Genomic DNA, 25541 nt, shown 5'->3' with positions numbered 1-25541 from the left:
GTCTTACCTTACGGCTTTTCGGTTTCCGTTGCCGGCAAATCGTGGACGGCGCCTTCGTCTTCGGGCTTGCCGTGCCAGATTTTGCGATAGGAGAGGAACAACAGGCCGGCCAGCAGCACCAGGAATGCCATCACTTCGAGGCCGATACGGTGGCGGGCTTCAAGCTGCGGCTCCGAAGCCCAGGCGAGAAACGTCACCACCGCCTTGGCTTCGTTGTCGACCGTCGCCGGGGTGCCGTCGCTGAACGTGACCGAGCCCTGGTTCAAGGGCGGCGGCATCGAAATGTTGCGGCCGGCGAAATAGGGATTGTAGTACTTGCCATCCTGCACCGCGAAGCCGTGCGGCGGACGCTGATGAAAGCCGGTCAGGATCGAATAGACGTAATTCGCTCCACCCGGACGCGCCTTGATGATCAGCGACAGATCGGGCGGCAAGGCGCCGCCATTGGCCGTCCGCGCCGCCGGTTCGTTGGCAAAGGGCGGCGGAAAATGATCGGCGAGAATGCCGGGGCGCGTCAGCCGGTTGCCCTTGTCATCGAATACCTCGCCGCGGTCGTTGGGCTCGGCCGGGATTTTATAGCCGCCCGCGATCACCTTGGCCTGTGCCTCGGTGAAGCCGGGACCGCCCGGACCGCTGAGATCATGGAATGCCACCATGTTCAGGCTGTGGCAGGCGGAGCAGACTTCCTTGTAGACCTGAAAGCCGCGCTGCAGCGCCCCCTTGTCATAGGTGCCAGCGGCACCGTCGAAGGACCACCTCTGCTGGCGTGGCGGCTGCGGCTGGGTCAGATCCTCGGCGAGCGAGGGCGCCATCAGCGCCACAACGGCAACAAGCCATAGCGCTTTCATCACTGCCCCCCTTTGCCGAGAACCGACTGGGCGACGCTCTCGGGCAACGGCCGCGTCACTTCCTTCTTGCCGATCCACGGCATCAACACCCAGAAGAAGGCGAAATAATAGAGCGTGCCGGCCCGCGCCAGCCACACCAGCGGAAAATCGATGCCGCCGAGATTCCAGGCGGCGTCGGCGCCTTGCGAACCGACATAGCCCAAGAGAATGCAGTCGGCGGCGAACACCCAGAACAGCTGTTTCATCAGCGGCCGGAAACGGCAGGAGCGCACCTTGGAGGTGTCGAGCCAAGGAACGCCCAGCAGCGTCAGCAGCGACACCACCAGCACCAGTACGCCGATCACCTTGGACGGGATGGCGCGCAGCATGGCGTAGAATGGGAGCAGATACCATTCCGGTACGATGTCGGGCGGCGTCACCAGCGGATTGGCCTGGATGTAATTGTCGGGATTGCCGAAGAAGTTCGGCGCATAGAACACGATCCCCAGGAACACGATGAAGAACAGCGACATGTAGAAGGCGTCTTTGACCGTGTACCAGGGATGGAACGGCACGGTGTCCTGCGGGCCTTTGACATCGATGCCGAGCGGATTGTTGTTGCCCGGCACATGCAGCGCCCAGATGTGCAAGCCGACCACGCCAGCGATCACGAACGGCAGCAGGTAATGCAGCGAGAAGAACCGGTTGAGGGTCGGATCGCCGACCGCGAAATCGCCCCATAGCCAATGGGTGATGGCGGTGCCGAGGTTGGGGATGATCTGATCGATCGCCGAGAACAGCGAGGTGATCACGGTGGCACCCCAATAGGACATCTGGCCCCACGGCAGCACATAGCCGAAGAACGCCGTCGCCATCATCAGGAGATAAATGAAGACGCCGAGAATCCACAAAACCTCGCGCGGCGCCTTGTAGGAACCATAATAGAGGCCGCGGAAGATGTGGATGTAGACGGCGAGGAAAAACATCGAGGCGCCGTTGGCGTGGATGTAGCGGATCAGCCAGCCGTAATTGACCTCGCGCATGATGCGCTGCTCGACCGAGGCGAACGCAAGATCAGCGCTCGGCACGTAATGCATGGCGAGCACGATGCCGGTGACGATCTGCACCGCCAGCATCACGGTGAGGATGCCGCCGAAGGTGTACCAGAAATTCAAATTGCGCGGCGTCGGGAAGGTCACGAACGAGTCGTTCACCAGCCGCACGATCGGCAGGCGCTGGTCAAGCCAGCGGGCGATCCGGGTCTTGGGAATATAGGACGATTGGTGCGCCATCAGAGCTTCCCTTAACCGATCTTGAGCTTGGCGGGGCCGGTGAAGGCGTAGGGGGGAACGGCCAGATTTTGCGGCGCCGGTCCTTTGCGGATACGCCCGGCGGTGTCGTACTCCGAGCCGTGGCAATGGCATAGCCAACCGCCATAGCTTCCTTGCGGCGACTGCGGTGTCGACACCGTCGGCGTGCATCCCAGATGGGTACAGACCCCGACCACGACCAGCCACTCCGGTTTGATGGCGCGGTTGGCGTCGGTCGCCGGCGCCGAGTCGGTGAGATTGGCATTGCGCGCCAGCCCGTCGGGCAGATCGGAGGGCGGCACGGCGCGGGCCTCCGCGATTTCTTTGGGCGTGCGGCGACGGACGAACAAGGGATGACCGCGCCACTTGAAGATCACTTGCTGGCCCGGCTGAACGGCGCTGATATCGACCTCGATGGAGGCCATCGCCAACACCGCCGTCGACGGATTCATCTGATCGAGAAAGGGCCACGCCGCCAAGCCGACGCCGAAGGTGGCCGCCGCCCCGGTCGCGATGTAAAGGAAGTCACGCCGCGTCGGTTCGGGAGTGGTATCAGTCGCCAAAGTCGAGTCCTCGCGTCAGGTCGTACGATCCAGCCGGGCACCGCGATAAAATAGCGCGGCCCCCCAGAGGAAAAGGCCAAAATAGAGAGTCGATTATGAAGGGGATTGCGGCACGATGCCGCAGAAATCTTCAGCATCCCCGGGCTGTTGCGGGCACTTCCCGCCCCCAAATCAACCTAGCGACACGATCAACAAATACCGTCACGGAAGCATGCGTCTAGCCCTTTTCGAACCCGACATCCCGCAGAACACCGGTGCGCTGCTGCGGCTGGGCGCCTGCCTCGGCGTGCCGGTCGACATCATCGAACCCTGCGGCTTCCTGTGGAGCGAGCCCAAGCTGCGCCGGGCCGGCATGGATTATCTCGGGGTCGCCGACACCACCCGCCACGCCAGCTGGTCGGCTTTTGCCGAAACCCTCGCCGGGGCGCGACTGGTGCTGCTGACCACGAAAGCCGCAATGCCCTATTGCGACTTCACTTTTGCGGGGTCTGACATCCTGCTTCTGGGGCGCGAGAGCGCCGGGGTGCCGGCGGAAATTCATGACCGCGCCGATGCCCGCCTGCTGATTCCGATGCGCGAAGGCCTGCGCTCGATCAATGTCGCCATGGCCGGCGCCATGGTCCTGGGCGAGGCGCTGCGCCAGACCAGCGGCTTCGCTCGCGGCAATTTCCGTTAGGCCAACACTGAGGGATTTCGCGTATAAGCCATATTGGCACTGGCATTTCGGCCCACCGGACCCCACATCAGTTCGCAAGGCCCGCTCGAGGTAAACACCGTTGGCTTTCTTCAACCCGCTCGACATATTCACCCAGGGCGGGGTTTTCGCACTGCTGCAGGTCCTCCTGATCGACGTCGTTCTGGCGGGCGATAACGCCATTGTCATCGGCATGAGCGCTGCCCAAGTCGCCAAGGCCGACCGCAAGACGGTGATCTTCTGGGGCCTCGCCACCGCGGTGGTGCTGCGCATCCTGCTGGCCGTCTTTGCCATCGAAATGATGAAGTGGGTCTCGCTGGTGATCCTGGGCGGCTTCCTGCTGCTGTGGGTGACGGGGCGGCTGGCGCGCGACGTCTGGCATGCCAACAAGGAACATGCCGCGCAGAAAATCCTTGCCGGCGAGAATGGCCACGAATTGCCCAATCCGGCCTGTGCCATGGTCGAGGACAGCCGCTGCCATGCGCAGGCGATCCGGCGCGCCATCGTGTCGATTGCCATCGCCGACATCTCGATGTCGCTCGACAACGTGCTGGCCGTGGCCGGCGCGGCGCGCAACCATATTGAAGTTCTGATCATCGGCTTGCTGCTGTCGATCGCCCTGATGGGCGCCGCCGCCACCCTGATCGCGCGGCTGCTGCACAAATATCCCTGGATCAGCTATGCCGGTGTGTTCATCGTCTTCTTTGTCGCCATGCGCCTGATCTGGGAAGGCTTCGTCAAAGTGCACACGACAGGCGGCACCGACCCGATCCTGCGCGCCCTCGGTATCGCCTAAATCCGCAGCAGCACCGCCGTGGCGTCGTCGCTTGTCTTGAAGCGCGGATGCGTGATCCCGTCGGGATCGCCGGTTTCAATCGCACGCAATTCGGTGCCCAGAGCGGCGAGACCCGTTTGCGCCGCCACGCCGACCAGATCGCCGACCTGATAGCGCCCGTACAAAACCAGCGCCAGAAAGCCGTCGGAGCACAACAACACCTGCGATCCCGGCGGAGCGCTGATGCGGCGATGGCTGACATGCTCGGAGGCCGGCGCCTGGGGCGAGAACAGCCACGACCCGCCGCGGCCGTTGATGGTGCTGCGTCCGGCCCGGAAATAGGCGATGTACTCCGGAAGTTTCAGGGCTTCGACCGGCGCGAGACCCGTTCGTTCGGCAAACAGCCGCGCGTTGTCGCATTCGCCGGCGCGCGCTTCCACGGGCTGACCGACGACCTCGCAGGCCTCACCGGGACGCTGCACCAGCGCGACGCAGTCGCCATACCACAACGCCTCGAAGCCGCCGTCGCACGGCACCGCCGCCATCATCGAGGCACACGGCATTTCCCACGGCTCGGCCGGCGCGCGCTTGCGCAGGCCCGCAAACGAGCGCTCGGCATCGGCAAGGGCATGGCGCAAGGCGGCGCGGGGTGTATCCCCGCTTTTCAAATGCGCCAGCAGCCGGCGGGCGCCGAAACTCGCGATCCAGGCGGCATCGCTGCGCCCGGGCATCAGGTTTTCCGACACCATGGTAGCGCCATCGAGCACCACCGCGGCGAACGGCTCGGCGGCCAAGGCGTCCTCGTTCGGCTTGGCGGCATCACCCGGCAGGCTGAGGGATTCCACAATTTCGAACGCCATCAGCGCACCTTTCCCACCGCCGTCTGCAGCGCCTTGTGCAACGCCGCGGCATCGTCCGTGAAGCCATTGTCGATCCACCACGCTTCCACCTCGGCCAGCACCTGGCCGACGGCAGGCCCCTTGGCGACGCCGGCCGCCAGGACATCGTTACCGCCGAGCGGAAAAACCGGGCGCTGCCAATCGTTGGCGGTGGCGAGAAAAGTGCGCCATTGCACGAACGCTGCGGGCGCATCGGCCCATGCCAGCCGGACGCGATCGCGCAAGCGCTCGGGCCCGAGACGGTACAGCAGCTTCGCCACGTCCTGGGTGGAAAGATAGGGCGTCAGCGCCTCGCCGCGGCCGAGGTCGATGAGCCGGTCGCGCTGGGCGTTGGAAAGTTTGAGCCGCGCCGCCACCGCGGCCGCCGCCGTCGGCGGTATCAGCGCGGCCAAGCGCAGCAATCCGTCGGGCGCCAGCGCCGCGGACGCTTCGGCGGCGATGAGCCGCTTGAGGCGCAAAATGTCGGGCGCTCCGGCGATCACCTCGGACAGCACCCCGATCTCGCCCATCGCCACCAGCACCGCCACCGGCGCTTCGGCCTCGAGCAGCTTCAGCATTTCCTTGGCGATGCGTTCGCCCGAGAGCCTGGCCAATCCACCCTTTTCCTGTTCGGCGGCGGCAAGCGCCTCGGCATCGAGCGGGCCGGCGCCATACCAGGCGTGGAAGCGGAACAAGCGCAAGATGCGCAAATAATCCTCGCGGATGCGCGTCACGGCATCGCCGACGAACCGCACCTTACCGGCTTCGAGATCGGCAATGCCGCCGACCGTATCGAACACCTCGCCGCTGCGATCGGCATAGAGTGCGTTCATGGTGAAATCGCGCCGCTGGGCATCCTCGGCCCAATCGTCGGTGAAGGCGACCACGGCGCGGCGGCCATCGGTTTCCACATCGCGCCGCAAAGTCGTGACCTCGAACGGCACGCCCGCCACCACCGCCGTGATGGTGCCATGCTCGATGCCGGTCGGCACCGCCTTGATGCCGGCCGCTTCCAAGAGAGTCTGCACCTTCTGCGGCGGATGGGGCGTCGCGATGTCGATGTCGCGGACCGGCTTGCCGAGCAATGCATTGCGCACCACCCCGCCGACAAAGCGCGCCTCGCCCAGCGCCGCCATCAGCGCCACCGTTTCCGGCGCGGACATGAAGGGTTGCGGAGGAAGTCGCGTCATCGAAGCCGTCCGGCGAGCGCCACCAGCATAGCAGCCGTGGCACCCCAGATATAATGGCTTTCATAATGGAAGGCGTAGAAGCGGCGCGCCCGGCCGCCGATTTCGGTCCGTTCTTCACGGCAACTGGCCGGATCGATCAGGAAGGCAAGCGGCACCTCGAACACCAGATCGACCTCGCGCGCATCGGGGGCCAGCGTGAAGCCTTCGTCGACAAGGCCCACCACCGGCAGCACCGCAAATGCGGTGACGGTTTCGTAGGCGTCGAGAAAGCCGGCGACGCGGACCAGCGCCGGATCGATGCCGGTCTCCTCGTTGAGTTCGCGCAAGGCGGTGGCGACCAGCGAGGCATCGCCCGGATCGGCGGCGCCACCGGGAAAGCTGACCTGCCTGGCATGGCGCTTGAGCGCGATGCTACGCCGGGTGAACAGCACCGTCGGCTCGGCCCGCGCCACGATCGGCACCAGTACTGCCGCCGGCGTGAGCGTGCGCGCCCCAGCCGGACGCGCCGCAGGATTGAGATCATAGTCGCTGCGGACCGGCACCAGCGGCGGCGGGGTCTGATTCAGACGCGATCGTAATGTTTCCAGCTTCAAAAAGGCTCCGGCGTCCATGGTCGGCGTGGCGTGTTATCCTTGTTGCCTTGCGCCCGCCGGGGTACAAAACGGGGGCTGCCGCGCATATCCGCGCGATGCGGCAACAATAGGCAAGCCTAAGCCTTCCCTGCAACCGACCTGGATAGCTTTCCATGAACGAAACGATCGGCGAGGAACCAGCGGTCGAACGCGCCGAGCGGGCCGCCAGCCTCGCAAAGGCGGTGCGCGCCGGCATCGGCGAAGTCATCTTCGGCCAGAAGGACGTCATCGATCAGGCGCTGATTACGCTGCTGGCCGGCGGCCACGGCCTTCTCATCGGCGTGCCCGGCCTCGCCAAGACCAAACTGGTGGAAGCGATGGGGACCGTGCTCGGCATGAACTTCAAGCGCGTCCAGTTCACCCCCGACCTGATGCCCGCCGACATCATCGGCTCGGAGGTCTTGGAAGAGACCGACGACCGCCATCGCGCCTTCCGTTTCATTCCCGGCCCGGTGTTCACCCAGCTTCTGATGGCCGACGAAATCAACCGCGCCAGCCCCCGCACCCAGAGCGCGCTGTTGCAAGCGATGCAGGAGCGGCAAGTGACGGTTGCCGGCGCTCGCTACGATCTGCCGGCGCCATTCCACGTGCTGGCGACGCAGAACCCGCTCGAACAGGAAGGCACCTATCCGCTGCCCGAAGCCCAGCTCGACCGTTTCCTTCTGCAGATCGATATCGGTTATCCCGACAAGGATGCCGAAAAAGAGATGCTGCTCGCCACCACCTTCGGGAAGGAAAAGCAGGCCAAGGCGGTGTGCACGCCGGCCGACCTGATGGACGCGCAAGCCATCGTGCGCCGCATTCCGGTCGGCGACACGGTGGTCGAATCCATTCTGCGCCTGGTGCGTTCCGCCCGCCCCGAAGCCGACGCCGCGCCCGACTTGCGCAATGTCATCGCCTGGGGACCGGGGCCGCGCGCGTCCCAAGCCTTCATGCTGGCGTGTCGCGCCCGCGCCTTGATCGAAGGCCGGCTGGCGCCCTCCACCGACGACGTCGTGGCACTGGCTCAGCCGGTGTTGCGTCATCGCATGGCGCTCAATTTCGCCGCCCGCGCCGAAGGCCTGACCGTCACCACCGTGATCGAGCGGCTGTGCCGCACGCTGTAGGAACGCGGCGATGACCCGGCTCACCGACAGCGCCGAATCCCTTGCCGCCGCGCTGCCGGCGCTGATGGTGCGCGCCGAGCGCCTCGCCTCGTCGGTGACCCTCGGCATGCATGGCCGGCGCAAGGCCGGCATCGGCCAGAGCTTCTGGCAATATCATCACTATCGCCCCGGCGATGCCGCCACCGCTATCGACTGGCGCCAATCGGCCAAGAGCCAGCACCTGTATGTGCGCGAGCGCGAATGGGAAGCGGCGCAATCGGTGTGGCTGTGGCGCGACGGCGCGCCGTCGATGCGCTTCGGTTCGGGGGCCGAGACCAAACTCGAGCGCGCCAGCCTGCTGACGCTGGCGATCGGCATTTTGTTGGTGCGCGGCGGCGAACGCATCGCACTCTATGGCGAACGCGAACCGCCGGCCAATTCGCGCGCCGCCTATCGCCGGATTGGTTTTGCCCTCAGCGAACGCGCCCCGCGCGATGACCTTCTGCCGCCCGAGGCGCCGCTGCCGAAGAATGCCCAGTTCGTCTGGTTCGGCGATTTCCTGCAGCCCTTGGACGACATCGAGCACACCATCCGCCGCCTGACGCGGGCCAATGCCGGCGGCAGGCTGGTGCACATCATCGATCCGGCGGAAGAGGATTTTCCCTTTGCCGGCCGCACCCGGTTCGAAACCGTCGACGGGGCGCTTACCCGCACGCTGGGACGCGCCGAAGGCGTCGCCGGCGCATACCGCGCCCGCTTCAAGGCCCATGCCGAAGCGGTGGCGTTGCTGGCGCGCAAACTCGGCTGGAACTATACCGCCCACAGGACCGACCGCTCGCCGCAAGGCGCGCTGGTGGCGCTCTACGCCGATCTGTCGGGCGGACACCGGATGGCAGGGTGATGACGCCAGAAACGCGCGGAGCAGAGCAGCTGGTCTCACGCGGAGGCGCGGAGGCGCGGAGCGACCGTGCGAACGAAACCGCATGGCGGTTGAAACCCACTCATCCGAGGTATGATGTCTCCGCGCCTCCGCGCCTCCGCGTGAGATTTTCGTCGCCTTGGCGAGGGTTCGCGCGATGAACCTCCTGCCCCATATCAGTTTCGGCGCACCCTGGATTCTCGCCGGCCTGGTCGTGTTGCCGGTAATCTGGTTTTTGTTGCGCGTCACCCCGCCCTTGCCCAAGCGCGTGGTGTTTCCACCGCTGCGCCTGCTGCTCGGCCTTCACAACGAGGAAGAAACACCATCGGGCACGCCGTGGTGGCTGATGCTGCTGCGCCTGATCGCAGCGGCGGCGATCATCATCGCTCTCTCGGAGCCGCAGATCGGGCGCACGCTGACGCTGACCGGTACTGGCCCCTTGGTGCTGGTGGTCGACAATGGCTGGACCGCAGCGCCGGAGTGGGACGCGCGCGCCGGTCTGATCCGCGAAGCCCTCGACAGCGCCGCCCGCACCAATCGCCCGGTGGCCCTGCTGGCGACCGCCGACCACAGCGATCCCGAACTCCTCGATGCCGGCCGCGCCGCCAAGGCCGCCGCCGCGCTCGAACCGCGCCCCTGGCTCGCCAGCCGCAAGGATGTGCAGGCCGCGCTCGCCAAACTGCAACCCGGCGCCGAAGTGTTGTGGCTGTCCGACGGGGTCGATGATGGCCTCGCCGCCAAAACCGCCGCGGCGCTGAAACGGCTCGGCTCGGTGCGGCTGTTCAAGAATGCCAACGGCGGGCCCGTGGCTGTGACGGCTGCCGCCAACACCTCGGCCGGGTTCGAGATCACGCTGATCCGCAGCGGTGACGACGGGGTGCGCGACGGCGTCGTGGCGGCGCTCGGCGAACAAGGCCAGACGCTGGCGACGGCGCCGTTCCGCTTCGACGACGGCAAAGCCAAAACCATTGTCAAGATCGCCATTCCGCTGGAAATGCGCAATCAGACGGCACGGGTGGAAATTCTCGGCAGCCATAGCGCCGGCGCGGTGCATTTGCTCGATCGCGGTGCGCCGCGACGTTCGGTCGGGCTGGTCTCCGGCGCCCAGAACGAAGAACCGCTGCTGAGCGGCGCCTTCTATCTCGACCGGGCGCTGGCGCCGTATGCCGATCTCAAGCAAGGCGGCATCAGTGATCTGCTGGCGCGCAACGTCTCGGTGCTGATCCTCTCCGATGTCGGCAAGATTGCCGGCGCCGATCACGACAAGGTGGCGAAATTCGTCGAGAACGGCGGCCTGCTGATCCGCTTTGCCGGCGAGCACACCGCCGGCGGCACCGACGATCTGGTGCCGGTAGCCCTGCGCGCCGGTGGGCGCACGCTGGGCAGCGCGCTATCGTGGGGATCGCCGCAGCACCTCGCCGCCTTTCCCGATGCGAGCCCGTTCAGCGGCCTTGCCATTCCCGGCGACGTAACGGTGTCGCGCCAGATTCTCGCCGAGCCGTCGGTGACGCTGTCGTCACGTACCTGGGCGCGGCTCACCGACGGCACCCCGATGGTCACGGCGGCGGCGCGCGGCAAGGGGTGGATCGTGCAATTCCACGTCGCCGCGGCGCCAAGCTGGTCGACGCTGCCGATGTCGGGGCTCTATGTCGACATGCTGCGCCGGCTGATGACGCTCTCCACCGGCGTCGAACCGGCGGAACTTTCGGCGAGCGCCACCTTGCCGGCCGCCGCTGCACTCGACGGCTTTGGCAAACTCGGCCCCGCCAATGCTGATGCCCAGCCGTTGCGCGGCACCGATATCGCTGCCGTGGCACCGTCGCGCAACCATCCGCCGGGCCTTTACGGCGCCCCGGGCGCCGAACGGGCGCTGAACGCGGCGCGGGCCGATACCGTTCTGGCGCCGATGCCCAGGCTCGATTTTGCCAGCGATCCTTATGCAGCGCGGGCCGCCCAACCCCTCAAGACGCCGTTCCTGATCGTGGCCGCCTTCCTGTTGCTGACCGATTTCCTGATCGCGCTGGTGCTGCGCGGCTATGTGCCGAACGTCAAACGCTGGCTCGGTGCCGCGCTGGTGCTGCTGTTGCTGTACCCAGGTGCGGCGCGGGCCGACGATGCCCAGGCGATGAAGGCGGCCCTCGATACCCGGCTTGCCTACGTCGTCACCGGCCTTGCCGATGTCGACGCCATGAGCAAGGCGGGGCTAAGCGGGCTCGGCACCGTGTTGGCACAGCGCACCACCTATGCGCCGCAGGAGCCGATGGGGGTCAATCTCGAAAAGGACGACCTGTCGTTCTTCCCGTTGCTCTATTGGCCGATGGACCCGCGCCAGAAAGATTTGTCGGCGGCGGCGCTGTCCAAAGTCGCCGAGTATATGCGCAATGGCGGCACCATCCTGATCGACACCCGCGACCTGACGCTGGGACCGGTACGTGGTCCCAACAATCCGGGCGAAGTCACGCTGCGCCGCCTCTTGGGCAAGCTCGACCTGCCGCCGTTGGCGCCGGTGCCGCCCGCCCACGTCCTGACCAAATCCTATTACCTGATTTCCACCTTCCCCGGGCGCTGGGACGGCGGCACGGTGTGGGCCCAGGCGCTGCCCCCCGGCGACGCCCCGATCCGTGGCGGCGACGGCGTGTCGCCGGTGATCATCGGCGGCAACGATTGGGCGGCGGCGTGGGCGACCGATGGCAAGGGCCATGCCCTGGTCGATGTCGCGCCCGGCGGCTCGACCCAGCGCGAACTCGCCATCCGCTTCGGCGTCAATCTGGTGATGTATGCCCTGACCGGCAACTACAAGACCGATCAGGTGCACGTCAAAGCCATCCTGCAGCGATTGGGGAAGTAGGATGAGCATCGTCTTCGCCCCCCACATCCCGGCGGCGCTGCTTGGCGTTCTGATCGGCGTTGCGGTGCTGTTCGTCGCCTATGGCTTCATTGTCGGCGCGCGCGGGACCTGGGCCCGCGGCCTCGCCTTCCTCGCCCTGATCCTGACGCTCGCCAATCCGCTGGCGGTGCGCGAAAACCGCGAGCCGCTCAGCGATGTCGCCGTGATCGTGGTCGATCATTCGCAGTCGATGAGCATCGGCAGCCGCAAGGCCGACGCCGACAAAGCCGCAGCGGCGCTGACGGCGCGGCTGAAGCAGGAAAAGAACCTCGACGTCCGTACCGTGACGATCACCACCAACCCGGCGGGCGAGGATTCCGGCACGCTGGCGTTTGCCGCGCTCAACGCCGCGCTGGCCGACGTTCAGCCCGAGCGGGTGGCGGGTGCCTTTCTGATCACCGACGGCGAGGTGCACGATATTCCGGCCAAGGCCAAGGCGGGACCGGTGCATGCGATCATCGTCGGCCAACGCGGCGAGAACGACCGCAAGCTGACCGTGGTGGATGCGGTGCGCTATACCATCGTCGGCCAGAAGGCGAGTGTGGTGGTGCGTGTCGACGATCTTGGCGGCGGCAATGCCGGCACCGCACATGTCGCCGTCCGCATCGACGGCGCCGACGCGGGCGCTGAGGATATCGCCATCGGCCGCGACACGCCGATCGAAATCCCGATCACCCACGAGGGCGAAAGCGTCGTCGAAATCGAGGCGGCTCCCGGCCCGGCCGAACTGACGCTCGAAAACAACCGCGCCGTAGTGGCGATCAACGGCGTCCGCGACCGGCTGCGCGTGCTGCTGGTCTCGGGCGAACCCAATGCCGGTGAGCGCGTCTGGCGCAGCCTCCTAAAGGGTGATCCCTCCGTCGATCTCGTGCATTTCACCATTCTGCGCGATCCGGAAAAGATCGAGCCGGCACCGATGAGCGAGTTGGCGCTGATCGAATTCCCGCGCCAGGAACTGTTCGAGGAAAAGCTCGACGGTTTCGACCTCATCATCTTCGACCGCTATGGCGAGCGCGGCATCCTGCCGTTGCGCTATTACCAAAACCTGTCGGGCTATGTGTACAACGGCGGCGCCCTCTTGGTTTCGGCGGGGCCGGAATTCTCCACCTATACCAGCATCTACCGCACGCCGTTGTCGGTGGTGCTGCCGGCGCAGCCGACCGGCGAGGTCATCACCAAGCCGTTCAAGCCGATGGTGACTCAGCTCGGCCAGGCCCATCCCATCACCAAGGATCTTCCCGGCGCCAACACCGACAAGACCCCGCCCAGCTGGGGCCGCTGGTTCCGTCAGATCGGCGCCCAGAAAGTGATGGGCGATGTGGTGATGAGCGGTCCCGGCGACAAGCCTTTGCTGGTGCTCGACCGCATCGGCAAGGGTCGCGTCGCCGAACTGTTGTCGGATCAGGGCTGGCTGTGGGCACGCGGCTTTGAAGGTGGCGGCCCGATCGCCGAACTTTTGCGCCGCATCGCCCATTGGTCGATGAAAGAGCCGGAGCTGGAAGAGGAGCGCCTGACGGCAGCCATCGCCGGCGGCGATCTGGTGGTGGAACGGCGCACCCTGGCCAACCAGCCGCCGGTGGTGACGGTGACGAGTCCGGGCGGCGCCAAATCGACACTGCCGCTCACCAAATCGGAAGCCGGATTGTGGCGCGGGCGCCTGCCGGCCGAAGCGCTGGGGCTCTATCGCGTCAGCGACGGCACCTTGTCGGCGGTGGCGGCGGCGGGCCCGCTGAACCCGAAAGAAGTCGCCGACATGCGTGCCACCGACCGGCTGCTGCAGCCGGTGGTCGAACAATCCGGCGGCGGCATCGCCTGGGCTGCGGAAGGGCTTCCCGACATCCGTCGAGTCGGCAAAAGCGGTCACATGGCTGGGGACGGCTGGATGGGAATTGCCGCCAACGAGACCTCGCGGGTGACAAGCGTCGACCAGACCCCGCTCCTGCCTGCCTGGCTGGCGCTGCTCCTGGTCGTCGGCACCCTGTTGCTGGCCTGGCGCCAAGAGGGGCGGTAAGGCACCGCAGCTCGCGCCCGGGCGCCGATCTTGTATGCTGCCGGCCGCACTCCAACCGGGACGATCCCATGCACGCGAAACGTCTGATCCTGTCGCTGGCCCTTGCGGCCTTGGCGCTGACGCCGTCGCTGGCGTGGGACAAGGTCGGCCACCAAGCCGTCGCCCAGATTGCCGCGCCGCGCCTGACGCCCGCCGCCGCCGCCGCCGTGGCCGATCTGCTCGACGCCACGGATGCCATCACCGGCATGACCGCCGTCGCCGCCTGGGCCGACGAAATCCGGCGCGGTCGCGGCGACACCGCGCATTGGCATTATGTCGATATCGAAATCACCAACGACGGCTATGATGCGGCCCGCGACTGCGCCAACGACGACTGTGTCGTCGCCCAGATCACCAAGGAAATCGCGGTCCTCAAGGACAAGACGCTGGCCAAGCCGGTGCGGACCGAGGCGCTGAAGTTCCTGATCCACTTCGTCGGCGACATCCACCAGCCGCTGCATTGCGCCGACAACCAGGACAAAGGCGGCAACAAAGTCCTGCTGATGGCAGGCGCCAAGAAGACCAACCTGCATTCGGTGTGGGACAACGCCACCGTCGCCGCCATCGGCCCCGATGCGCCCACCATCGCCGCGGCTCTATCGGCGAAGATCACGCCCGAAGTGGCCGCGCAATGGTCGACCGGCACGCCCGAGATCTGGGCGAACGAAAGCTTCCTGATCGCCAAGACCAAAATCTATCCGGCGTTTCCCGGCACCGGCAGTACGCTGGCACCGATCATGCTCCCCGACGGCTATCCGGCCAGCGTCGGCCCGATCACGGCGATGCAGCTGACCAAAGCGGGCCTGCGGCTCGCGGCGGTACTGAACGACGCGCTCGGCGACACGGTGCTGACCCCGGCCGGAACGCCCGCGACATCAGCAACGCCAGATACGGCACCGCCTCCGGAACCACAGAATTAATCGAAAGGTGGCCGTCAGCCTGCCACATCGGCGCCGCAGGCGCAGACCGGATGGGCGATGACGGCGCGGCGGACCTCGCCTTTGATCGTCAGCATCACATTGTGCTCTGCCAGCGACAGGCCGAGGACGCGCGCCGGATCGACCGGACCGGGGAATTTGATCCGCCCGGGCGCCAGCCGCGCAAAGCCGACGCGGACGTAATAAGGCTCGTCCCCCACCAGCACCATGGAGGGATAGCCCTGGGCGCGGGCCTCGGCGATGGCGTGTTTCATCAAGGCGATACCGATACCGCGGCCACGCAGGCCCGGCTGCACCGCCAAGGGCCCCAACAGCAACGACTTGTCCCTGCCGATCGCCACCGGCCAGAAGCGGATGGAGCCCAGCACATCGGCGCCGTCCACTGCGACAAATCCCAGCCCGGCGACCGGATCGACGCCCTCGCGCAGGCGATAGGCCGACTTGGCGTAGCGCCCGGGACCGAAACTGACGGCGTTCAAATGCTCGACCAGCGGCGCGTCTTCGGCGCGTTCCGGCCTGATCTGCCAGCTCTGCTCGGTCATGACGCTTTCGCTAACGGCAGCGTGTGGCAAATGCAACCCTGCTCACCACGTCACGGCTTGCGAAGCCGCACCGATCAGCTCCTGGAGGCGGCGGCGGATTGCCGGGCCGGTCCCCTCCGGCGGGTTGGCGGGATCGGCCAGCCTGAGTTCGCGGATCTCCCAATTCGGCCGAAACACAAACACCGCCTCGCGCACCCGGTAGAGCAGAATCAAATTGGTTGCCCACAGCCGGCGCCGCGTAAAGACGCCGACAAGCTGGGGCGGCGCCGACTGGGTCAGGCCGATCTCCTCCTGCAGTTCGCGGATGATCGCCGAAGCCGGCGCTTCGCCCCGCTCCACCGCACCGCCCGGAAACAGCCAGCCGGACTTGTAGGAATGGCGCACCAGCACGACGCGGCCGCCCTGTTCGACAATGGCCGCCGCGCCGACGTCCCAGGGCGTCACTACCATCGCACGCCCATGTGCCACCACACTGGCCGCGAGCTTTTCGATCCACCGCATGGCGGGCTAACCACTTCCTAACCCCCCGCTCCGTATCGTCCGATCCGTCAAGCCGGGGGGTCGGCTCGTTTCATGTCGGACGCTAGCATCGAGAGTTTGAGGGCGCTGGTCGTCGAAGACAACGTCCATATGCGCGCACTGATCCGCTCGGTGATGTATGCACTCGGCTTCAAGAATATCCGCGAGGCCGACAATGGCGACACGGCGTTCGCATTCCTCAAGGAAGAAAGCGTCGATCTCATCCTCACCGACCTGTCGATGCCGGTGATGGACGGCATCGCCTTCATCCGCGAGGTCCGTACCTCGCCCGAAAGCCCCAATCCGTACGTTCCCATCATCATGGTGACCGGCCACACCGAACGCCATCGCGTCGAGGCGGCGCGCGACGCCGGCGTCACCGAATTTCTCGCCAAACCGCTGACCGTGCAGAAGCTCTTGCTGCGCGTGCTGGAAATCGTCGAACGGCCACGGCCGTTCGTGCGCTGTGCGGGCTATTTCGGCCCCGACCGGCGCCGGCGCAGCGACCAACCTTACGACGGACCGTGGCGCCGCAAAGACGACCGCCACGACGAGCAGGCATGCGCATGAAGAATTCCGGCAAGTGCATCATGATCCAGCCGGGGGCCTATCCGGTGCTGCCGGCGACAGCGGCGGCGGCGATTTCCCGCCGGCTGCGCGATCCAGCGACGACCGAAGCTGCGGAGCAGGCGTTGGACGGCGGTGCCGGACAAATCCGCGAAGCCGTGATGGTCTACATCGATCGCCTGCAGCTCCAATTGGAACGCATGCAAGCGGCGGTTGCGGGCGGGGCTTTCGAATGCATCTACGGCGAAGCGCATGAAGTGCGAGGCCTTGCCGGCAACGCCGGATTGACGGCAGCGGCCGCAATCGCCGGTCAGTTGTGCCGCTATCTCGACGCCCTGACCCGTGCCGGGCTCGCCCCGGAGACGGCCGTGGTGCAGCTTCACCTGGAAGCGGCCATCCGCGCCGCCCGTGCCGAAGACGAAGCCACCCGTCTCGGCGGCACTGTCGCCGACGTTCTCGCGCTATTGGTCAGCAAGAAACTGTCCGAAATTAATCTCTCGGAAACCAGCAGCCGCTCCGGTTCGGTTTAGGCCGCGTTAAGCCCTTCACCGCGATAATAACAATGCACTTGGGGCGTTCCTTATGCTTCAGATTATCGGGATTGTGGTGTTGTTCGCCTGCGTGTTCGGCGGCTTCCTGATGTCAGGCGGCTCGCTGACGTCGGTGATCGAAGCCGCGCCGCACGAACTGCTCACCATTCTCGGTGCCGCCCTGGCGGCGCTGCTGATCGCCTCGTCGATGTATACCTTGAAGAAAGTCGGTGGCGACTTTGGCAAGGTGATGAGCGGCCCGAAGTGGAAAACCACCGATTTCCGCGAACTGCTGTGCCTGCTGTTCCTGCTCACCAAGACGATGAAGTCGAAGGGCTTGATCGCGCTCGAAGCACACATCGAAAAGCCCGAAGAATCCTCGATTTTCAAGCGCTATCCCAAGATCAGCAAAGATCATTTCGCGCTCGCCTTCATCTGCGACACGCTGCGCATGATGACGATGAGCCTGGAAGACCCGCTCCAGGTCGAAGCGGCGATGGAAAAGCAGCTCGAAAAGCACCATCACGAGGCGCTGTCGACCGCCGTCGCGCTGCAGAACATGGCCGACGGCCTGCCGGCGCTCGGCATCGTCGCCGCCGTGCTCGGCGTCATCAAGACCATGGGCTCGATCTCGGAGCCGCCGGAAATCCTCGGCGGCATGATCGGTTCGGCCCTGGTCGGCACCTTCATGGGCGTGTTCCTGGCCTATGGCATCGTCGGACCGCTCGGCACCCGGCTCAAATCGATCGTCGACGAAGAGGCGATGTTCTACCACGTCATCCGCGACATCCTGGTCGCCCACCTGCACGGCAATGCCGCCCAGGTGTCGGTCGAAATCGGTCGCGGCAGCGTGCCGAGCGAAGCCCAGCCCACCTTCCAGGAGCTGGAAGAAACGATCAACAACATCCCGAAAGTAGAATAGCGCCTAGCGCTGTTTGGCAGGCTCGTCCGACAGCGACACAAAAAACGTCGCCAGTCCGCCGGCGAGAATTCCGAGCGGAATCGCCAGCAGGATGTCGGTATCGGTGCCGAACACCACGATCGAGGTCACGATCATGCCGGTGACTTGCGCAAATTTCGGGAACTGCAACGGGTGCGGCCTCATGCCCGCCACTGTAAGCCTGTCCCGTTTTGACGCGAAGGGGATGCTTAAGGAAAGGTTAATCGGCCTCTTCGGCCGAGGGAAATCCGCTTCTGGCCTTGGGATCCTCGGCATCGTGGGCATGGCCTATGGCGCGGCGCAGCGACAGGTCCAGACGGGCGCAATTCAGCACCACCTTGCCCGCCACCACCTCCATCACCGCGGTCCGTGGCACGAAGAAATCACCGGCGTTCTCGACATAGACCTGAAGCTCCCGCGCCGACAGGCCGCGCACGGCGCCGATCTTGACGTCTCCGTCGTGGACGAAAACGTCATAGCCCTCTTCGATGGGCGGAAAAGCATTGTTCATCACGCCAGCCTAGACGAGGCCGGCGGAGTGCGGTGTGACAAGCGTTGCCGTGGCGGCAGCACTTAATCTTCTTCGTATTCCTCGCCGTGCAGATGCCCGATCATGGCGCGCAGCTTGATCGGCAATTTGCTGCAAATCAGCAGGACTGCATTGCTGGCGGCCGTCTTCACGGCGGTGCGCGGCAGGGTGACGTCGCCCTGATCCTCGACGAAGATCACCAGCTCGCGCAGATTGGCGCGCCGCACATGCCCGACAATGCCGGTGCCGTCGTCGACATACACATCGTCGCCCGCTTCAATCGCCATGGCCCGGTGCCTCTTCACGCTTCTGCGCGTCAGGCTAGCGGGTGGATCGGTAAAAAGTGATGAATCACGACACGCCGTCGCATACGGAATAGCCGCAAAACTTACAAATCGAAGGCGATGCCCTGGGCCAGCGGCAGCTGATGGCTGAAATTCACGGTTGCCGTCTGGCGCCGCATATAGGCCTTCCAGGCGTCGGACCCGGACTCGCGCCCGCCGCCGGTCTGCTTCTCGCCGCCGAACGCGCCGCCGATCTCGGCACCCGAGGGGCCGATATTGACGTTGGCGATACCGCAATCGGAGCGCGACAGAAACCGCTCGGCCTCTTCCAGATCACGGGTGAAGATTGCGCTCGACAGCCCTTGCGGGACGGCGTTGTGCTCGGCGAGCACGGCATCGAAATCGTTCCAGGTCATGACGTAGAGGATCGGCGCGAACGTCTCCTGGCCGACGATCTCGGTCTGGCGCGGCATCTGGACCAGGGCCGGGCGCACATACCAGGCGTCGGGGTAGCGCTCGGCAAGGACACGGCCGCCGCCGAACACGCTGCCGCCGTCACCCGCCGCGGCCGCCAGCGCGCGCTCCATTGCCTCATAGGCGGCGCCATCGATCAGCGGGCCGACGAGCGTGCCCTTCTGCAGGGGGTCGCCGATCGGCAAACGCGCATACAACGTCTTCATCCGCTCGATCAGTTTGGACGCGATCGAGTCGTGGACGAACAGGCGCCGCAACGTTGTACAGCGCTGACCGGCGGTGCCGACGGCGGCGAACAGGATTGCCCGTTCGGCCAAATCGAGCCGCGCCGACGGACAGACGATCATCGCATTGTTGCCACCAAGCTCGAGAAGGGAGCGGCCGAAGCGGCCCGCCACCTGCGGCGCAACACTGCGGCCCATTGCGGTCGACCCGGTGGCGCTGACGACGGCGATGCGCGGGTCTGCGGCCAGCTTTTCGCCGCCGCTGCGATCGCCGAGAACGAGCTGCGACAGATGCGCCGGCACCGTTCCGGCGGCGGCTTCGAATTTCGCCAGCGCGCGATCGAACAGGCTTTGCACGGCGAGCGCGGTGAGCGGCGTCTTCTCCGATGGCTTCCACACCACGCTGTTGCCGCAGACGAGCGCCAGCGCCGCATTCCACGCCCAGACCGCGACCGGAAAGTTGAACGCCGAGATCACCGCCACCGGACCCGCCGGATGCCAGGTCTCCATCATGCGATGGCCGGGGCGCTCCGAGGCAATGGTGAGGCCGTAAAGCTGGCGCGACAGGCCGACGGCAAAATCGCAGATGTCGATCATCTCCTGCACTTCGCCGCGGCCTTCTTCCAGGATCTTGCCGTTTTCGACGGTGACGAGACGCCCGAGCGCGTCCTTGTTGGCGCGCAATTCCTCGCCCAACAGGCGCACCAGTTCGCCGCGGCGCGGCGCCGGAACATCGCGCCAGGCATTGAACGCTTCCACGGCGGCGGCAATCTTGTCATCGATCTGGCCGGCATCGTCGAACGCAACGCGCGCCAGCTCCGAGCCATCGATCGGCGACCGCACGACATGATCACCGCGCGCTTCGATGCCGAATTCGACCAGCAGACCGGCGTGGCGGGAGGTCTCTCGAAAACTCATGCGTAATGGCCTCCGAAACGGTTGGCGAGGAAATCGTCGAGACGGCATTCTTCCTGCCGCACGAAGCCCTTCTGCGGCAGCTTGCCGGCGACGACGAGATCGCACATGGCGCAGATGCCGGCCGCGGTGGTGATCTGGATCGCACTCATCAGCCGGCCGCCGATCTCGCGGGCATAGATCTTTTTTGCGAAGCTCTCCTGCGTCAGCAAGCCATCGCGCCACCCCGACACCGTAACGAAGATCAGCACCACGTCCTGGAAGGTGACGGGGATGGCGGTTTCGAGCACGTCTTTCAGCACATCGCGGCGAAGCCCGAGACGCAGGTCGCGCACCAGCATTTTGACGATGTCGCGATGGCCGGGATAGCGCACAGTCTTGTAGTTGAGGTTCTCGACGCGGCCTTCCAGCGTATCGCACAAGGTGCCGAGCCCGCCGGAGGTGTTGAAGGCTTCGTACTGGCTGCCGTCGAGCGCGAAATGCTCGATCTCCTCGAGCGCCGGCACTTCGCCGCGAACATGGTCGCGGATCGACTCGCAGGGATTGCAATATTCGTTGATCAACCCGTCGGTGGACCAAGTGAGATTGTATTTGAGGGCGTTGGTGGGAAACACCGGCAGGGCGCCGACCCGCATCGACACGTCGCGCAGCTTGTCGAATTTTCGCGCCAGATCATGCGCCGCGATCGAAATGAAGCCGGGCGCCAGTCCGCATTGCGGGATGAAGGCGGTATCGGCCCCTTCGGCCAGTACCTTGATGGCCCGCGTCGAGGCGACGTCCTCCGTGAGGTCGAGATAATGGGCGTTCGCCGTCCGCGCCGCAGCCGCGATGATGGCATTGAGATAATAGGGTGTCGCCGACAATACGACGTGGTGGCCGGCGATCTCGCGCGCCAAGCTTGCCGCATCGTCGATCACGACCCGGCGGCGTTCCACGGTCGAGGGCATGCGCGCCAGCGCCTCGTCATCGCGATCGGCGACCGTGACACGGTAGTCGCCGCTGCCGGCAAGGAATTCCGCAATGGCAACGCCGATTTTGCCGCCCCCGACCAGCATCACGTTCGTCATCTTGCACACTCCCGCATTCGCCTCAGTGTCCGCCAAAGAAAGCCAATCGATCAGCCGGCAAAGCGCCGGAAGATGCGCTATCATCCGGCAGAGTGCCGAAGATGACGGCGAAACCACGGAACCGGTGATGCGTCCCACCGACAGCAAATTGATCGCCCTGCTCAGGGCCAATGCGCGCGAGCCGACCGCATCGCTGGCGCGCAAACTCGGCCTCGCCCGTTCCACCGTGCAGGACCGCATCGCCCGGCTGGAGCGCGAAGGCGCCATCAAAGGCTACACGGTGAAGCTCGCCGAAGAGGATAGCCGACACCTGAAGGCGATCGTGATGATTTCCACCGATCCCAAATGGGGCGCGCGGGTGGAAGCCGAACTGAAGAAGATGCCCGACGTGCGCTCGCTCGCCGCCGTCGCGGGCGCCTCCGACCTGATCGCCACCGTGGAAGCCGAAACCGCGCCCAAGCTCGACGCGGCGCTCGACCGCATCGGCCGGCTTTCCGGCGTGGCACGCACGGTGTCGAGCATCATCCTGTCGGAAAAGTTCGCCCGCTGATCCGGCCGTGCTATCATCGCGGCACAACTGCCGGGGGGGACCAATGTGGCCATTTAGGAGCAAACCGTTTCTCGATCTCGAGGACGAGGCGTGGCAGCTGGACTTGTGGCGCTGGTTCCTCGACAAGCTCGGACGTGAAGTCGATTTCCGCACTACGCCCTTGGTGCTGCCGACCCGCGCTTTCTTCCCGCCGACGCCCGCGACCGGAGCGGCCCGCGCCGAACACGTTTTCGGCTGCGTCAAAAAGCTGGCGCGGATGGATCGCTGGCCTTGCCGGCTCGAAGCCCAGCCGCAACGCGCTCCCCTCCTGGTCAACGAATACACGGCCTTGAAGCCGATCACGCAGGGACCAGGCGGCACCTTCGGCCACGACGGAGACGAGGTGGTGATCACCTACGATCCCGGTGCGGTCGACGATCCGGGCAAGCTGGTGGCGATCCTGGCGCACGAGCTGGCGCACTATCTGATCGGCGCATGGTGGCGCGACATACCGGGTGGCCCGGAGCTTTACGAGCCGGCCACCGATGTCGCCACGGTTTATCTCGGTTTCGGCGTGTTCGGTGCCGCCGCGTCATTCAACTTCGAAGCCGACATGACCGGCTGGAGCTGGTCGCGCGGCGGCTATCTCAGCCCGCGTACCTGGATGTTCGCGCTGGCACTGTTCCTGGAATTGCGCGGCGAGGACGCCGCCGCCGTCAAGCCGTTCCTGAAACCGCACCTTTACAGCGATCTTACCGAAGCGGTTCGCTACTTACGCAAGCGCGGCCTTGCCGAACCGTTGAAGGCGGTGATCAGCTCTTCAAAAGCTTGAAGCCGGCGTCGTCCAGCACTTTGCGGATTTCCGCGGCGTGATCGGCATCGCGCGCTTCCACCGTCATGCCGAGGTGGGCGAGCTTGGCCGAGGTGTCGGTCGCCATGCGGTTGTGCAAGACCTCCAAAATGTTGCCGCCCGCTTCGCCGACCAGGGTGGCGACCTGCGCCAGAACGCCGGGGCGGTCGACAATCTCGATCACCAGCGACAGGATGCGGCCCTCGCGCGACAGCTCGCGCAAGATGACGTTGGACAACAGCCGCATGTCGACATTGCCGCCCGACAGGATGAGACCGACGCGCTTGCCCCGGAACAGCTCGCGATAGGAATCGACCGCGGCAAAGCCGGAGGCGCCGGCCCCTTCCACCAGCGTTTTTTCGATCTCGAGCAGGGTGGCGATGGCGTGTTCGACCTCGGCCTCGCCGACCAGGAGCACATCCTTGACGAGTTCGCGCACGACTTGGCGCGTCAGCGTGCCGGCCTCCTTCACCGCGATGCCTTCCGCCATGCTCTGGCCGGCGCACGGCAGCGCCTCGTCTTTCAGCGCGTTGTACATGGAAGGATAGGCGCGGGTCTGGACGCCGTAGATTTCGATGTTGGGGTTCAGCGCCTTGGCCGCAACCGCAACGCCACTGATCAGGCCACCGCCGCCGATCGGCACCACCAGGCAATCGAGCTGGGGCGCATCCGCGAGGATTTCGAGCGCCACCGTGCCCTGCCCGGCCATGATCTGGGCATCGTCGTAGGGGTGGACGAAGACAAGGTTTTCCTCTGCCGCAAGGCGCCGCGCCGCTGCCGCCGCCTCGGTCAGCACCTCACCATCGAGCACCACGCGGGCGCCGAATTTCTTGGTGTGGGTGACCTTGGCAAAGGGGGTGCCGAGCGGCATCACGATGGTCGCCGGAATGCCGAGGCGGCCGGCATGATAGGCGATACCCTGGGCATGGTTGCCGGCCGACATCGCAATCACGCCGCGGGCCCGCTCCTCGGCGCTGAGCGACAACAACTTGTTGAGGGCGCCACGCTCCTTGAACGAGGCGGTGAACTGCAGGTTTTCGAATTTCAGCCAGATCTCGGCGTCGACGATTTCCGACAGGGTGCGCGAGGAGCGCATCGGCGTGCGTTCGATGCTCGCGGAAATGGCACGGGCAGCCGCCTTGACGTCGTCGATGGTGATGGGAAGCAAACCGGGCGATCCTTGCAAAAATCGCCGCGTGGTATGGGCCCTGAGCCTCGGCAAATCAATTGGTCGCGATGACCAGGCCACCCGGCGATTTTCGCGCCAAGTTCCCCGGGCGGCAGCGTTGGCGGGGGTCGCGCGGCGCGCTAGCGTTCGGCATGGACAACCGCATCCGCAGCATCGTCATCGTCGGCGGCGGAACCGCCGGCTGGATGGCGGCTGCCAGTTTCGCACGGCTGTTGCGCCCGCTTCGGTGCCGCATCGAGCTCGTCGAATCCGAGGCGATCGGCACCGTCGGCGTCGGCGAGGCGACCATCCCGCCGCTCATGGATTTCCTGCGCGTGCTCGCGATCGACGAGAACGAACTCATTCGCGCCACCGGCGCCACTTTCAAGCTCGGCATCCGGTTCAAGGATTGGACGCGGATCGGTCAGACCTACGCGCATCCCTTCGGACAGACCGGCTTCGACATCGACGGCATCCCGTTCGCCGCCGCCTGGCGGAAGCTGAGGCGCGAGGGACGCGCAGCGCCGCTCGAGGAGTATTGCCTGCAAGCGGTGGCGTCCGACCGCGGCCGGTTCATGCGGCCGGTCAAGGCCCCCAACTCGCCGCTCGAGACCATCACCTATGCCCTGCATTTCGATGCCAGCTTGTTCGCAAAGTTCCTGCGCACCTATGCCGAGGCGCGCGGCGTGACCCGTACCGAAGGGCGGATCGAACGGGTCCATTGCCGCGCGGAGGACGGCTTCGTAGAAGCGGTGGAGTTACAGGACGGCCGGCGCGTGGACGGCGATCTCTTCATCGATTGCAGCGGCTTTCGCGGCCTGCTGATCGAACAGGCGCTGGCGACCGGCTATGAGGACTGGAGCCGATGGCTGCCGTGCAACCGCGCCGTCGCCGTGCCGTCGAACCGCAGCGGTCCGCCTGCCTCCCACACCCTGGCAACGGCACGCCCAGCCGGGTGGCAATGGACCATTCCGCTGCAGCACCGCACCGGCAACGGCTATGTCTATTGCAGCGACTTCATCAGCGACGAGGAAGCCCGCGAGCAGCTGATGGCACACCTCGACGGACCGCCTCTCGCCGAACCGAAGCGGCTTACCTTCACCACCGGCCGGCGCAGGCTGTTCTGGAACCGGAACGTCGTCGCGCTGGGGCTTGCGAGCGGTTTCCTCGAGCCGCTTGAATCGACCTCGATCCATCTCGTCCAGCGCGGCTTGGCGCTATTGATGCAATTCTTCCCCGACCGCCGCTTCGAGCCCGCCGACCGCGACCGCTACAACAAAATTCTCGCCGGCGAGTACGAGCGGGTGCGCGATTTCCTGCTGCTGCACTATACCACCAACCAACGCGACGACACGGCGTTCTGGCGTCACTGCCAAGCCATTCCCCATCCTGACAGTCTCGCCGAGAAGCTGGAATTGTTCCGCGCCAACGGCCGCGTCCTGCGCGAGGACAATGAGCTCTTTCCGGTGCAGAGCTGGCTCTACATCTACGCCGGCCAGAATATCGTGCCGCGCGGCTACGACCCGCTCGCCGATATGCTGGAGCGCGATCAACTGGCCTCGATATTGGAGAACATCCGTACGGTGGTGTCCGATTGCGCCGATGCCATGCCGCTGCACCAAGCCTTCATCGACCGGACCTGCCGGGCCTGACGA

At 65.6% G+C, this 25541-nt stretch carries 27 protein-coding genes; 13 read left to right on the top strand and 14 right to left on the bottom strand.

Going from position 1 to position 25541, the window contains the following annotated elements:
• Window positions 1-8 precede the first annotated feature (8 nt).
• Genes AC1P6P_RS11435 through petA form a run of 3 tightly spaced genes read right to left on the bottom strand, consistent with a single transcriptional unit; the run spans window position 9 to window position 2700 of the window.
• Window positions 9-848: a cytochrome c1 gene (locus AC1P6P_RS11435; protein WP_481402567.1), complete on the bottom strand. Its 840-nt coding sequence runs from the start codon at window positions 846-848 to the stop codon at window positions 9-11.
• A complete protein-coding gene (locus AC1P6P_RS11430) occupies window positions 848-2119 on the bottom strand; it encodes a cytochrome b (protein ID WP_481402566.1) in 1272 nt (423 codons plus the stop codon). Before AC1P6P_RS11430 ends, AC1P6P_RS11435 begins: the two co-directional genes overlap by 1 nt.
• Window positions 2120-2130: 11 nt before the next feature.
• Window positions 2131-2700, bottom strand: a complete 570-nt coding sequence (gene petA, locus AC1P6P_RS11425) for a ubiquinol-cytochrome c reductase iron-sulfur subunit (RefSeq protein WP_481402565.1) — start codon at window positions 2698-2700, stop codon at window positions 2131-2133.
• A 211-nt stretch (window positions 2701-2911) separates the two neighbouring features.
• Between petA and AC1P6P_RS11420 the strand changes: the two genes are divergently transcribed.
• Window positions 2912-3376 carry a tRNA (cytidine(34)-2'-O)-methyltransferase gene (locus AC1P6P_RS11420; RefSeq protein WP_481402564.1) on the top strand — a complete coding sequence of 155 codons (465 nt, stop codon included), beginning with the start codon at window positions 2912-2914 and terminating at the stop codon, window positions 3374-3376.
• A 100-nt stretch (window positions 3377-3476) separates the two neighbouring features.
• A complete protein-coding gene (locus tag AC1P6P_RS11415; RefSeq protein WP_481402563.1) occupies window positions 3477-4190 on the top strand; it encodes a YjbE family putative metal transport protein in 714 nt (237 codons plus the stop codon).
• Here AC1P6P_RS11415 and AC1P6P_RS11410 read toward each other — a convergent pair.
• The 3 genes from AC1P6P_RS11410 to AC1P6P_RS11400 are packed head-to-tail and all read right to left on the bottom strand — an operon-like array spanning window position 4187 to window position 6830.
• Window positions 4187-5029, bottom strand: coding sequence for a protein phosphatase 2C domain-containing protein (locus tag AC1P6P_RS11410; RefSeq protein ID WP_481402562.1), 843 nt, complete (start codon window positions 5027-5029; stop codon window positions 4187-4189). The two genes, AC1P6P_RS11415 and AC1P6P_RS11410, sit on opposite strands and share 4 nt — an antisense overlap.
• Window positions 5029-6210 (bottom strand): CCA tRNA nucleotidyltransferase, encoded by a 1182-nt coding sequence (locus tag AC1P6P_RS11405; protein ID WP_481402561.1) that lies wholly within the window; start codon window positions 6208-6210, stop codon window positions 5029-5031. The genes AC1P6P_RS11410 and AC1P6P_RS11405 overlap by 1 nt, the downstream gene beginning before the upstream one ends.
• A 23-nt stretch (window positions 6211-6233) precedes the next feature.
• Window positions 6234-6830: a CoA pyrophosphatase gene (locus AC1P6P_RS11400; protein ID WP_481402560.1), complete on the bottom strand. Its 597-nt coding sequence runs from the start codon at window positions 6828-6830 to the stop codon at window positions 6234-6236.
• 152 nt (window positions 6831-6982) lie between these two features.
• On the opposite strand from AC1P6P_RS11400, the gene AC1P6P_RS11395 reads away from it, so the two are divergent.
• From AC1P6P_RS11395 to AC1P6P_RS11375, 5 genes are all read left to right on the top strand, one after another.
• Window positions 6983-7975, top strand: coding sequence for an AAA family ATPase (locus AC1P6P_RS11395; protein ID WP_481402559.1), 993 nt, complete (start codon window positions 6983-6985; stop codon window positions 7973-7975).
• A 10-nt stretch (window positions 7976-7985) separates the two neighbouring features.
• Window positions 7986-8855 (top strand): DUF58 domain-containing protein, encoded by an 870-nt coding sequence (locus AC1P6P_RS11390; protein WP_481402558.1) that lies wholly within the window; start codon window positions 7986-7988, stop codon window positions 8853-8855.
• A 175-nt stretch (window positions 8856-9030) separates the two neighbouring features.
• Window positions 9031-11721 (top strand): DUF4159 domain-containing protein, encoded by a 2691-nt coding sequence (locus AC1P6P_RS11385; protein ID WP_481402557.1) that lies wholly within the window; start codon window positions 9031-9033, stop codon window positions 11719-11721.
• A gap of 1 nt (window position 11722) precedes the next feature.
• Entirely contained in the window at window positions 11723-13771 is a 2049-nt protein-coding gene (locus tag AC1P6P_RS11380; protein WP_481402556.1) for a hypothetical protein, read from the top strand.
• A 68-nt stretch (window positions 13772-13839) separates the two neighbouring features.
• The gene (locus AC1P6P_RS11375) at window positions 13840-14730 is read left to right on the top strand and encodes a S1/P1 nuclease (protein WP_481402555.1); all 891 of its coding nucleotides are present in this window, start codon (window positions 13840-13842) and stop codon (window positions 14728-14730) included.
• Window positions 14731-14744: 14 nt separating this feature from the next.
• Here AC1P6P_RS11375 and AC1P6P_RS11370 read toward each other — a convergent pair whose 3' ends face one another.
• Window positions 14745-15290, bottom strand: coding sequence for a GNAT family N-acetyltransferase (locus tag AC1P6P_RS11370; protein WP_481402554.1), 546 nt, complete (start codon window positions 15288-15290; stop codon window positions 14745-14747).
• A gap of 42 nt (window positions 15291-15332) precedes the next feature.
• Window positions 15333-15791 (bottom strand): NUDIX domain-containing protein, encoded by a 459-nt coding sequence (locus tag AC1P6P_RS11365; RefSeq protein WP_481402553.1) that lies wholly within the window; start codon window positions 15789-15791, stop codon window positions 15333-15335.
• A gap of 72 nt (window positions 15792-15863) precedes the next feature.
• Between AC1P6P_RS11365 and AC1P6P_RS11360 the strand changes: the two genes are divergently transcribed.
• The 3 genes from AC1P6P_RS11360 to motA are packed head-to-tail and all read left to right on the top strand — an operon-like array spanning window position 15864 to window position 17828.
• A complete protein-coding gene (locus AC1P6P_RS11360; RefSeq protein WP_481402552.1) occupies window positions 15864-16379 on the top strand; it encodes a response regulator in 516 nt (171 codons plus the stop codon).
• On the top strand, window positions 16370-16906 hold the full coding sequence (locus AC1P6P_RS11355) for an Hpt domain-containing protein (protein WP_481402551.1): 537 nt from the start codon (window positions 16370-16372) through the stop codon (window positions 16904-16906). Before AC1P6P_RS11360 ends, AC1P6P_RS11355 begins: the two co-directional genes overlap by 10 nt.
• Before the next feature lie 52 nt (window positions 16907-16958).
• Entirely contained in the window at window positions 16959-17828 is an 870-nt protein-coding gene (motA, locus tag AC1P6P_RS11350) for a flagellar motor stator protein MotA (protein ID WP_481402550.1), read from the top strand.
• A 3-nt stretch (window positions 17829-17831) separates the two neighbouring features.
• Here the strand turns inward: motA and AC1P6P_RS11345 are convergent, their stop codons facing one another.
• From AC1P6P_RS11345 to AC1P6P_RS11325, 5 genes are all read right to left on the bottom strand, one after another.
• Window positions 17832-18011 (bottom strand): hypothetical protein, encoded by a 180-nt coding sequence (locus tag AC1P6P_RS11345; RefSeq protein WP_481402549.1) that lies wholly within the window; start codon window positions 18009-18011, stop codon window positions 17832-17834.
• A 55-nt stretch (window positions 18012-18066) separates the two neighbouring features.
• Window positions 18067-18357 (bottom strand): hypothetical protein, encoded by a 291-nt coding sequence (locus AC1P6P_RS11340; protein ID WP_481402548.1) that lies wholly within the window; start codon window positions 18355-18357, stop codon window positions 18067-18069.
• A gap of 62 nt (window positions 18358-18419) precedes the next feature.
• Window positions 18420-18662, bottom strand: coding sequence for a hypothetical protein (locus AC1P6P_RS11335; protein ID WP_481402547.1), 243 nt, complete (start codon window positions 18660-18662; stop codon window positions 18420-18422).
• Between the two features lie 101 nt (window positions 18663-18763).
• Window positions 18764-20275 (bottom strand): L-piperidine-6-carboxylate dehydrogenase, encoded by a 1512-nt coding sequence (amaB, locus tag AC1P6P_RS11330; protein ID WP_481402546.1) that lies wholly within the window; start codon window positions 20273-20275, stop codon window positions 18764-18766.
• Window positions 20272-21423, bottom strand: a complete 1152-nt coding sequence (locus tag AC1P6P_RS11325) for a saccharopine dehydrogenase family protein (protein WP_481402545.1) — start codon at window positions 21421-21423, stop codon at window positions 20272-20274. The genes amaB and AC1P6P_RS11325 overlap by 4 nt, the downstream gene beginning before the upstream one ends.
• Before the next feature lie 43 nt (window positions 21424-21466).
• Here AC1P6P_RS11325 and AC1P6P_RS11320 point away from each other — a divergent pair, with 43 nt between their 5' ends.
• Both AC1P6P_RS11320 and AC1P6P_RS11315 read left to right on the top strand, forming a co-directional pair.
• Complete coding sequence (locus tag AC1P6P_RS11320; protein ID WP_481402544.1) at window positions 21467-21889, top strand: Lrp/AsnC family transcriptional regulator; 423 nt, start codon at window positions 21467-21469, stop codon at window positions 21887-21889.
• A gap of 43 nt (window positions 21890-21932) precedes the next feature.
• The gene (locus AC1P6P_RS11315) at window positions 21933-22700 is read left to right on the top strand and encodes a hypothetical protein (RefSeq protein WP_481402543.1); all 768 of its coding nucleotides are present in this window, start codon (window positions 21933-21935) and stop codon (window positions 22698-22700) included.
• Here the strand turns inward: AC1P6P_RS11315 and AC1P6P_RS11310 are convergent.
• Window positions 22681-23886, bottom strand: coding sequence for a threonine ammonia-lyase (locus tag AC1P6P_RS11310; RefSeq protein WP_481402542.1), 1206 nt, complete (start codon window positions 23884-23886; stop codon window positions 22681-22683). The two genes, AC1P6P_RS11315 and AC1P6P_RS11310, sit on opposite strands and share 20 nt — an antisense overlap.
• A gap of 152 nt (window positions 23887-24038) precedes the next feature.
• Here AC1P6P_RS11310 and AC1P6P_RS11305 point away from each other — a divergent pair, with 152 nt between their 5' ends.
• Complete coding sequence (locus AC1P6P_RS11305) at window positions 24039-25538, top strand: tryptophan halogenase family protein (protein WP_481402541.1); 1500 nt, start codon at window positions 24039-24041, stop codon at window positions 25536-25538.
• Window positions 25539-25541 lie beyond the last annotated feature (3 nt).

The organism is Rhizomicrobium sp. (assembly GCF_056722145.1).
This window is presented reverse-complemented; position numbering and strand designations above follow the sequence as displayed.

Excerpts from the sequence above, each read along its gene's own strand:
- AC1P6P_RS11435 (WP_481402567.1), bottom strand. The coding sequence starts at position 848 with ATGAAAGCGCTATGGCTTGTTGCCGTTGTGGCGCTGATGGCGCCCTCG.
- AC1P6P_RS11430 (WP_481402566.1), bottom strand. The coding sequence starts at position 2,119 with ATGGCGCACCAATCGTCCTATATTCCCAAGACCCGGATCGCCCGCTGG.
- AC1P6P_RS11420 (WP_481402564.1), top strand. The coding sequence starts at position 2,912 with ATGCGTCTAGCCCTTTTCGAACCCGACATCCCGCAGAACACCGGTGCG.
- AC1P6P_RS11410 (WP_481402562.1), bottom strand. The coding sequence starts at position 5,029 with ATGGCGTTCGAAATTGTGGAATCCCTCAGCCTGCCGGGTGATGCCGCC.
- AC1P6P_RS11405 (WP_481402561.1), bottom strand. The coding sequence starts at position 6,210 with ATGTCCGCGCCGGAAACGGTGGCGCTGATGGCGGCGCTGGGCGAGGCG.
- AC1P6P_RS11395 (WP_481402559.1), top strand. The coding sequence starts at position 6,983 with ATGAACGAAACGATCGGCGAGGAACCAGCGGTCGAACGCGCCGAGCGG.
- AC1P6P_RS11390 (WP_481402558.1), top strand. The coding sequence starts at position 7,986 with ATGACCCGGCTCACCGACAGCGCCGAATCCCTTGCCGCCGCGCTGCCG.
- AC1P6P_RS11385 (WP_481402557.1), top strand. The coding sequence starts at position 9,031 with ATGAACCTCCTGCCCCATATCAGTTTCGGCGCACCCTGGATTCTCGCC.
- AC1P6P_RS11380 (WP_481402556.1), top strand. The coding sequence starts at position 11,723 with ATGAGCATCGTCTTCGCCCCCCACATCCCGGCGGCGCTGCTTGGCGTT.
- AC1P6P_RS11375 (WP_481402555.1), top strand. The coding sequence starts at position 13,840 with ATGCACGCGAAACGTCTGATCCTGTCGCTGGCCCTTGCGGCCTTGGCG.
- AC1P6P_RS11370 (WP_481402554.1), bottom strand. The coding sequence starts at position 15,290 with ATGACCGAGCAGAGCTGGCAGATCAGGCCGGAACGCGCCGAAGACGCG.
- AC1P6P_RS11365 (WP_481402553.1), bottom strand. The coding sequence starts at position 15,791 with ATGCGGTGGATCGAAAAGCTCGCGGCCAGTGTGGTGGCACATGGGCGT.
- AC1P6P_RS11360 (WP_481402552.1), top strand. The coding sequence starts at position 15,864 with ATGTCGGACGCTAGCATCGAGAGTTTGAGGGCGCTGGTCGTCGAAGAC.
- AC1P6P_RS11355 (WP_481402551.1), top strand. The coding sequence starts at position 16,370 with ATGCGCATGAAGAATTCCGGCAAGTGCATCATGATCCAGCCGGGGGCC.
- motA (WP_481402550.1), top strand. The coding sequence starts at position 16,959 with ATGCTTCAGATTATCGGGATTGTGGTGTTGTTCGCCTGCGTGTTCGGC.
- AC1P6P_RS11345 (WP_481402549.1), bottom strand. The coding sequence starts at position 18,011 with ATGAGGCCGCACCCGTTGCAGTTCCCGAAATTTGCGCAAGTCACCGGC.
- AC1P6P_RS11340 (WP_481402548.1), bottom strand. The coding sequence starts at position 18,357 with ATGAACAATGCTTTTCCGCCCATCGAAGAGGGCTATGACGTTTTCGTC.
- AC1P6P_RS11335 (WP_481402547.1), bottom strand. The coding sequence starts at position 18,662 with ATGGCGATTGAAGCGGGCGACGATGTGTATGTCGACGACGGCACCGGC.
- amaB (WP_481402546.1), bottom strand. The coding sequence starts at position 20,275 with ATGAGTTTTCGAGAGACCTCCCGCCACGCCGGTCTGCTGGTCGAATTC.
- AC1P6P_RS11325 (WP_481402545.1), bottom strand. The coding sequence starts at position 21,423 with ATGATAGCGCATCTTCCGGCGCTTTGCCGGCTGATCGATTGGCTTTCT.
- AC1P6P_RS11320 (WP_481402544.1), top strand. The coding sequence starts at position 21,467 with ATGCGTCCCACCGACAGCAAATTGATCGCCCTGCTCAGGGCCAATGCG.
- AC1P6P_RS11315 (WP_481402543.1), top strand. The coding sequence starts at position 21,933 with ATGTGGCCATTTAGGAGCAAACCGTTTCTCGATCTCGAGGACGAGGCG.
- AC1P6P_RS11305 (WP_481402541.1), top strand. The coding sequence starts at position 24,039 with ATGGACAACCGCATCCGCAGCATCGTCATCGTCGGCGGCGGAACCGCC.